This is a genomic window from Microvirga sp. HS2, from assembly GCF_055792805.1.
In genome coordinates, this window is record NZ_JBVVAJ010000018.1 from 95,172 (window position 1) to 102,950 (window position 7,779).

6 protein-coding genes are annotated in these 7,779 nt (G+C 63.5%); 3 read left to right on the forward strand and 3 right to left on the reverse strand.

Annotated features, from left to right (window positions below):
• Window positions 1-95: 95 nt before the first annotated feature.
• Both ACS5Q0_RS16375 and gatB read right to left on the reverse strand, forming a co-directional pair.
• Window positions 96-584 carry a GNAT family N-acetyltransferase gene (locus ACS5Q0_RS16375; protein WP_473127716.1) on the reverse strand — a complete coding sequence of 163 codons (489 nt, stop codon included), beginning with the start codon at window positions 582-584 and terminating at the stop codon, window positions 96-98.
• A 2-nt stretch (window positions 585-586) separates the two neighbouring features.
• A complete protein-coding gene (gatB, locus tag ACS5Q0_RS16380) occupies window positions 587-2,062 on the reverse strand; it encodes an Asp-tRNA(Asn)/Glu-tRNA(Gln) amidotransferase subunit GatB (protein ID WP_473127717.1) in 1,476 nt (491 codons plus the stop codon).
• A 222-nt stretch (window positions 2,063-2,284) separates the two neighbouring features.
• Between gatB and ACS5Q0_RS16385 the strand changes: the two genes are divergently transcribed.
• Entirely contained in the window at window positions 2,285-2,617 is a 333-nt protein-coding gene (locus ACS5Q0_RS16385; RefSeq protein ID WP_473127718.1) for a hypothetical protein, read from the forward strand.
• 294 nt (window positions 2,618-2,911) lie between these two features.
• The gene (locus tag ACS5Q0_RS16390; RefSeq protein ID WP_473127719.1) at window positions 2,912-5,566 is read left to right on the forward strand and encodes a glycoside hydrolase family 113; all 2,655 of its coding nucleotides are present in this window, start codon (window positions 2,912-2,914) and stop codon (window positions 5,564-5,566) included.
• A 76-nt stretch (window positions 5,567-5,642) separates the two neighbouring features.
• On the opposite strand, the gene ACS5Q0_RS16395 is transcribed toward ACS5Q0_RS16390, so the two are convergent.
• A complete protein-coding gene (locus ACS5Q0_RS16395; protein ID WP_473127720.1) occupies window positions 5,643-6,572 on the reverse strand; it encodes a DMT family transporter in 930 nt (309 codons plus the stop codon).
• Between the two features lie 134 nt (window positions 6,573-6,706).
• Here ACS5Q0_RS16395 and ACS5Q0_RS16400 point away from each other — a divergent pair, with 134 nt between their 5' ends.
• A complete protein-coding gene (locus ACS5Q0_RS16400; RefSeq protein ID WP_473127721.1) occupies window positions 6,707-7,405 on the forward strand; it encodes an ArsR/SmtB family transcription factor in 699 nt (232 codons plus the stop codon).
• Window positions 7,406-7,779: the final 374 nt, after the last annotated feature.

The following is a 7,779-nucleotide window of genomic DNA, read 5'->3' on the forward strand; positions in this document are numbered from 1 at the left end:
CATCGTCATCCCCGGGCTTGTCCCGGGGATCCACGTCTTGAAAGCGCGGCGTTTCCCAAGACGTGGATGGCCGGAGAAAGCTCCGGTGAGAGACGTCACAGTTCCTTTTGGAAGAAATATTCCGACGAATTCGAGATATCGCCGAGATCACGCAGATCGCTCGTCTGCGTGTATCCGAGCTTCTTGTAGAGCCGGTGGGCGTCGGTGAAGCGGGTGTCGGACCAGAGGACCATGCGAGCCGCCCCCATCTCGCGGGCGCGGCTTTCCACGGCGCGAACGAGGGAGGAGCCGAGCCCTTTCCCGCGCCGGTCCGGGCGCACGTAGAGGCGATGCAGCTCCGCGGTGCCGGCGTCGGGGAAATCCATGCAGGCACAGGCACAGACGCGCCCGTTCTCGTCCTCCGTCACCCACAGGATGCCGTCGTTCGACCGGGACGATCCGGGCGCGCGCAGGTCCTTCAGGTCATCGTGAGGATCGACGAAGCAGCCGGGATAATCCGCAAAGCAGAGGGACAGAAGCCCGAAGAGGTCCTGCGCGTCGCGGTCCTCGGCGACACGCAGAACGGGATCGACCGCTCCGCTCACGATCACTCGATCCCGAGCTTGGCCTTCAGGATCTCGTTGACGGCCTGCGGGTTGGCCTTGCCGCCCGTCTGCTTCATCACCTGACCCACGAACCAGCCGAGCAGCGTGGGCTTGGCCTTCGCCTGCTCCACCTTGTCGGGATTGGCCGCGATGACCGCGTCGATAGCCTGCTCGATGGCGCCGGTGTCGGTCACCTGCTTCATGCCGCGCTTTTCCACGATCTCGCGCGGATCGCCACCTTCGGTGAAGACGATCTCGAACAGGTCCTTGGCGATCTTGCCGGAGATCACGTTCTCGCCGATGAGCTCGATGATGGCGCCGAGCTGCTGCGCGGAGACGGGAGTGTCCGTGATGTCCTTGCCTTCCTTGTTCAGGCGGCCGAACAGCTCGTTGATGATCCAGTTCGCGGCGGCCTTGCCGTCGCGGCCCTTTGCCACCTCCTCGAAGAAGTCGGCGGAGGCGCGCTCGGCCACGAGCACGCTCGCGTCATAGGCCGAGAGGCCGTAATCGCCCATGAAGCGGGCCTTCTTGGCATCCGGCAATTCAGGCAGGTGCTGCGCCAGATCGTCCACGTAAGCCTGGTCGAATTCGAGCGGCAGCAGGTCCGGGTCGGGGAAATAGCGGTAATCGTGCGCTTCTTCCTTGGAGCGCATGGAGCGGGTCTCGCCCTTGCCTGGATCGTAGAGGCGGGTTTCCTGGTCGATCGCGCCGCCGTCCTCCAGGATCGCGATCTGGCGACGCGCCTCGTATTCGATGGCCTGGCCGATGAAGCGGATGGAGTTGACGTTCTTGATCTCGCAGCGGGTGCCCAGTTCCTCGCCCGGACGGCGCACGGAGACGTTCACGTCCGCACGCAGGTTGCCCTTGTCCATGTCGCCGTCGCAGGTGCCGAGATAGCGCAGGATCGTGCGCAGCTTTGTGACATAGGCGCGCGCCTCGTCCGACGAGCGCAGATCGGGCTTCGACACGATCTCCATGAGCGCCACGCCCGAGCGGTTGAGGTCGACGAAGCTCATGGTCGGGTGCAGGTCGTGGATCGACTTGCCGGCGTCCTGCTCGAGGTGCAGGCGCTCGATGCGGACCGTGATCGTCTCGCCGGTCTCCGGCACGTCCACGATCACCTCGCCCTCGCCCACGATGGGGCTCTTGTACTGGCTGATCTGGTAGCCCTGCGGCAGGTCCGGATAGAAATAGTTCTTGCGGTCGAAAGTGCTCCTCAGGTTGATCTCGGCCTTGAGGCCGAGGCCCGTGCGGATCGCCTGGCGCACGCATTCCTCGTTGATCACGGGCAGCATGCCGGGCATGGCCGCGTCGACGAGGGACACATGGCTGTTCGGATCGCCACCGAAAGCGGTCGAGGCGCCGGAGAACAGCTTGGCCTGGCTCGTCACCTGGGCATGGATCTCCATGCCGATCACGATTTCCCAATCGCCTGTCGCACCTTTGATGAGCTTCTTCGGGTTCACCGGAGCGTTCATGAGCCTTGCGCCTTCAATCTCTTGCGTCTGCCTGCCCGGAGTAAGAGCGACGCGATACCGGGTCAACCCCTTTCAAGATGAACAGCCGTTCAGATTTGCCGCACTACGCCCAAGATTAATTCCGCTTTATGCACAGACATTTAAGATTAATGCCACGCTCGGATGAAACCGCTGCCAACATTGGGCGTTGAACGGGAGGTAAAACGGTCAAGGAGGTTACAAATGGCTATGGATCCCATGGATCGCGAACCGAACGTCTACAATCGTGAGACAAACGTCTACGATAACAGTGCGCGCGGCTCCAATACTCTTGCCTACGTGATCGGCGGTCTTGTTATCGCCCTCGGCTTGCTCGCCTTCCTCTTCTATGATGGCGGCAACGAGCCGAGCACGACCGGCAGCACCGGGACGCAGACGGAAAGCTCTTCGCGGCCGAGCGGCGCGGCTGGCGGTTCGTCCACGGCCCCTGCGACCCCGGCCTCCCCGAGTTCTCCGGCTCCGGCAGCCCCGTCGGCTCCCGCTTCGCCGTCGGCTCCGGCTTCCCCGCAGCAGTAACCGCGCGTCTTGCGTAAAACTGCCGCAAGGGCCTGACTTCGGTCAGGCCCTTTTGCTTTGCCTGAAGGCCGTTCCTCTCCTGCCGAGGCGCATAGTCGACTGCAGCCGAGCTTCTGCCAATTGCAAAAATGCATATAAATTGCAATTGAGCCTATATGCAGCATAGTAATAATATATTCTTACTGAGAAGGGCCGCATAGCAGCTGCCTTTCCCAAAGCTGCAGTCGTCCCAAGAAGTTGGGCCTCGGAGAGCGAGACAACGCCGTGACCAGTCGGAAAAAGAAATCTCACCTGATGTCCACTCCCGCCATTGCGGAGTTCCTGGAGGCCTCGACCAAGCCCGGCCGGGTTCTGTTTGAGAAGGCCCATCAGTGGTATCCGGTCGAGCAGGATGCGTATGTGGCAAGCGCCACCCTGGTGAAGACGGCGGGGACCATTAAGACCGCCAGGGTGACGGGTCTGCAGATCAACGGCACGGATAGCGCCGATTCCCTGACGGGCGGGTCAGGCAACGACACCCTGAATGGCGCGGGCGGCAATGACACGCTCACGGGCGGAGACGGTGCCGATCGTCTCACCGGGGGCATCGGCGACGATCGCCTCGTCGGCGGGCTGGGCAACGATGCAATGAGCGGCGGCGCAGGGAACGATTACTATGTGGTCGATTCCACCCGCGACAGCGTCACGGAGCTCGCCAACGAGGGCAACGACACGGTCCAATCCTCCGTTTCCTACACGCTCGGCAGCAATGTCGAGAACCTCGTCCTCACCGGCTCGTCAAATCTCAACGGCACGGGCAACACCCTCGCCAACCAGCTCACCGGCAATGCGGGTTCCAACCTGCTCTCGGGCGGCGCAGGCAACGACACGCTCGACGGCGGCGTGAATGCCGCGGGCAAGATCGACACGCTCGCAGGCGGCGCAGGCGACGACACCTATATCGTGCGCAGCACCACGGATATCGTCCGCGAATATGCCGGCGACGGCACCGACACCGTTCAGACAGCTCTGAACCATACGCTCGCGGCCAATGTGGAGAACCTCGTCCTCACCGGCGCTGCGAACCTGACCGGCACGGGCAACGATCTCGCCAACCGCATCACGGGCAACGACGGCGCGAACGTGCTGCTGGGCCAGGCCGGCAACGACACCATCGACGGCGGCGCGAACAACGACACCGTCGATGGCGGAGCCGGCAACGACGTGCTGACCGGCGGCACCGGAGCGGATGTCTTCCGCTTCTCGAAAGCGGGCGGCCAGGACACGATCACCGATTTCAACGCGGCGCAGGGCGATCTCATCGACCTGACCGGCACGGGGATCACCGGTATCGAGCAATTGCAGATCAGCATATCGGGCTCGAATGTCGTGATCGGGCTCGGCGACGGGACGACGGTGACATTGGCCAACGGCACGGCGCCTCAGGCGAGCTGGTTCAAGTTCGATCCGGCGCCCCCTCCCGATGGTGGTGGCGGCGGCTCCGCGCCTTCTGATGGCATCCTCAGCTGGGAAGGCACGACTCTGCCCTCCTACTGGGGCGGCAACTTCCAGACGGCGGGCGGCCTTTCCGCCATGGATCAGGTGAAGGCCTCGGGCGCCAACACCATCACCCTCGTGCCCAACTTCTTCATGGCGAACCAGTACAGCAACTCGGTGAAGCTCAACCTGAGCACGGATCCGACGAAGCCCTGGCTCAGCGAAAGCGACACCTTCGATCAGGTCAGGCAAGCCGTTCTCGACGCGACGGCTCGCGGCCTGAAGGTCGTGCTCAAGCCGCATCTCGAGACGGACAACCGCATCTGGCGCGCCGACATCGCGCCGACCGATCCCAAGGCGTGGTTCGACAGCTACAAGGCCATGATCGTGGAATACGCCAAGGTCGCCCAGGCCGCAGGCGCATCCATGATCAGCGTCGGCGCCGAAATGAAGAGCATGACGGACCCGACCAAGGTCTGCAGCGACGGCGTGAGCTACACGCAGAAATGGGTCGACATCATCTCCGCCGTGCGCGGCGTCTTCTCGGGGCAGGTCACCTATGCAGCGACCTACGAGGAAGTGACCAAGGTCGGCTTCTGGGGCGCGGTCGATAACATCGGCGTCAATCCCTACATCCCGCTCTCAACCACCAATACGCCGACCGTCGACCAGATGGTGGATGCCTGGACCAAACCGCATTTCAACAGCTGGATCCGGGACACCCTGTACCAGGGCAAGTCCGCGATCGACTACTACAAGAGCCTCTCCGAGCAATACGGCAAGCAGGTCGTCTTCACCGAAGTCGGGTACCGCAGCATGGACGGAGCCAACAAGGATCCGGGCCTTCATGGCGGCAGCGGCACGGTCGATTACCAGGAGCAGGCTGATGCCTATACGGCCCTGTACAAGGTGATGGAGAACTACGGCGGCCGTTGGCTCGGGGGCTCCTTCCTCTGGAGTTATTACCCCTATGCCTCCAAGCAGGACATGACTGCGGCGGGCGTGTCAGAGCTCGATTACACGACCCAATGGAAGCCTGCGAACGACATCGTGACCACGCATTATTCGAGCCCGGCGCATGTGACGGGGCTCGCCTGGACGGGAACGGCCGGCAACGACAAGCTCGATGGCGGGTATAACAACGACACGATCAGCGGCGGAGCCGGCAACGATACTCTCTGGGGTGGGGCCGGAAACGACATCCTCAGTGGCGGCACGGGTGCCGATCGTTTCGACATCGGAGCCTTGAGCGGCGCCGACACGATCACGGACTTCGACATCGCGACTCTGGGTGAGGTCATTGCGATCGCAAAGAACGCGAACGGCCTTTCCCTCAGCACGTTCCAGGAGCTGATGGCCCGCACCGCGATGTCGGGAACGGACGCGGTCATCGACCTGGGCGCGGGCAACAACCTCAAACTGGCCAATATCGACAAGGCCCTTCTGAACACGAGCCACTTCGTGTTCATCTGACGAAGGCCCGCACGCGATCCCTGGGCACCAAGAAGTGCCGTTTCGAAAAGAGCCGCAGCATCGCTGCGGCTCTTTCTCATGAGCGCGCCGGCTTCAGAACCCGGAAGCGCATCGTCTCCGGCAGCGTCATGAGCAGAACCCCGATCAGGATGCAGACCAGACCGATCCACGCGGACGGATCCAATCGTTCACCGAGGACATAGGCGCCGATGCCGACTCCGATGGGCGCGCGCAGATAGCCTTGAGCCGTGGTGCCCAGAGATCCCAGGGTGCGGATGAGCCGGAAATAGATGAGGAAGGCGCAGGCGGTCGACAGGACGGCCAGCCCGAACAGAGCCAGGACGGAGCCCCCCGACGGAGAGAGCGTCCAGGGACGATCGAGGACGAGGCTGACGGGAAGCAGCAGCACGGCGCCCAAGATCAGCGATCCCGTGGCCGGCATGATCGGGTCGAGAGACTTGAAGTTGTGCCCGAAGATAGCCGCGCCTGCGTAGCAGATCGTCGCCAGCACGATTGCGAGCTGTCCGACCAGCTCCAGCTCCTGTCCCACTTGGGTCAGCGCCTGCGTGCCGACAATGATGCAGGTTCCCAAGAGCCCGATCATGATCCCCGCGAATTTGCGAAACGTCGTCGCCTCGTGCCGGGACCAGAACCAGGTGATGAGGAACGTAAAAACGGGCGTCATGGCATTGAGGATCACGGCCAGGCCCGCATCGACCGATTGCTCGGCCCAGGCGATGAGGGTGAACGGAAGGACGCTGTTGAGGCAGGCCTGAACCGCAAAATTCCGCCAGGTCGCGCCATCCCGCGGGAGCCGAAGTCCGCGCATGCGCAGGATGACCAGCAACACGCCACCGGCGATGAGCGTACGGGCCGCGATCAGCGTGACGGGCGGGATCGTTTCGATTCCGACCTTGATGAAGGTGTAGGAGGCCCCCCAGAGCGTTGCGAGAAGGGCCAGCAGAGCCAGCTCGAAGACGGGAGGGCGAGAGGAAGTCGGCGACATGGTCGTGCATCCGTTCTTGATCGTAGGATGCGGCAAACTCGCACACGAGCCCTGCCCCGTCGCGGCATAACGCTTCGGCCGCGGCCGAAGCGTTCCGGGCTGACCGGCTCCCCGCCCTGCTCTATGATCGGCCCATGGCACCGATCGTTTCAGGCATGGCGCTTGCAGAAATCGCCGCCCTCATGGGCGACGTGGCGCGCGCGAATATCCTCTCGTCCCTCATGGACGGCAGGGCGTTGACGGCAAGCGAACTCGCCTGGCACAGCGGCGTGAGCGCGCAGACGACGAGCGGGCACCTCGCCAAGCTCAGCGAGGCCCGCCTGATCTCCATGACGAAGCAGGGGCGGCATCGCTATTACCGGCTCGCCTCCTCCGAGATCGCCCAGGCCATCGAGGCGCTGATGGCGGTCGCCTCCCTCGGACCGAAACGGCACCGCCCCGTCGGCCCGAAGGACGAAGCCCTGCGCAGAGCGCGAACCTGCTACGACCATCTGGCCGGACGGCTCGGCATCGCGCTCGCGGACGCCCTCACCACGCAGGGCCATCTCGTTCTGTCGGACAGCGCCGGCGCGCTGACCGGGAAAGGCAGGCGCTTTCTCTGCAGCTTCGGGATCGACCTGGAGAGCGGACAGAAGGACAAGCGCGCCATCTGCCGCACCTGTCTCGATTGGAGCGAGCGCCGCCCGCATCTCGCAGGCCGCCTCGGAGCCGCGCTCTGCACGAGAATGCTCGATCTGGGCTGGGTCGAGCGCATCAAGGACAGCCGCGCCCTGACGATCACGGCGATGGGCTGCGACGGCCTGAGATCGAGCTTCGGGATCGGAATGGAATGATCCAGGCAACATCGCCTCAGCACGTGACGTGAAAGTGGACTGGTGCTTCTGGATCGGCCAGAGCTTCCTTCGCCGGAAGAGCGCATCGTCGGGAACGGACGCCGGATCCGCACGATGCGCAAGGGCATCGGACACAAAAGTGAGCACCGGTTTTGCGTGGAAAGATGCACATAACTCTGCAGCTTAAAGCGTGAACGTGGGGACGATGTCCCGTCCGATGCTTTAGCCGCCAGATGAAAGGGGCGCTCCACGCGCCCCTTTCGTGTGGTCGGTCGGCGGCTGGGCTCAATAGGCGATCAGCATGTGCGAGGCGGCGTCCCAGGACAGGTTGCGGCCGTAATTCTCCAGCACGAGCTGGTACTTGTTGTCGACCA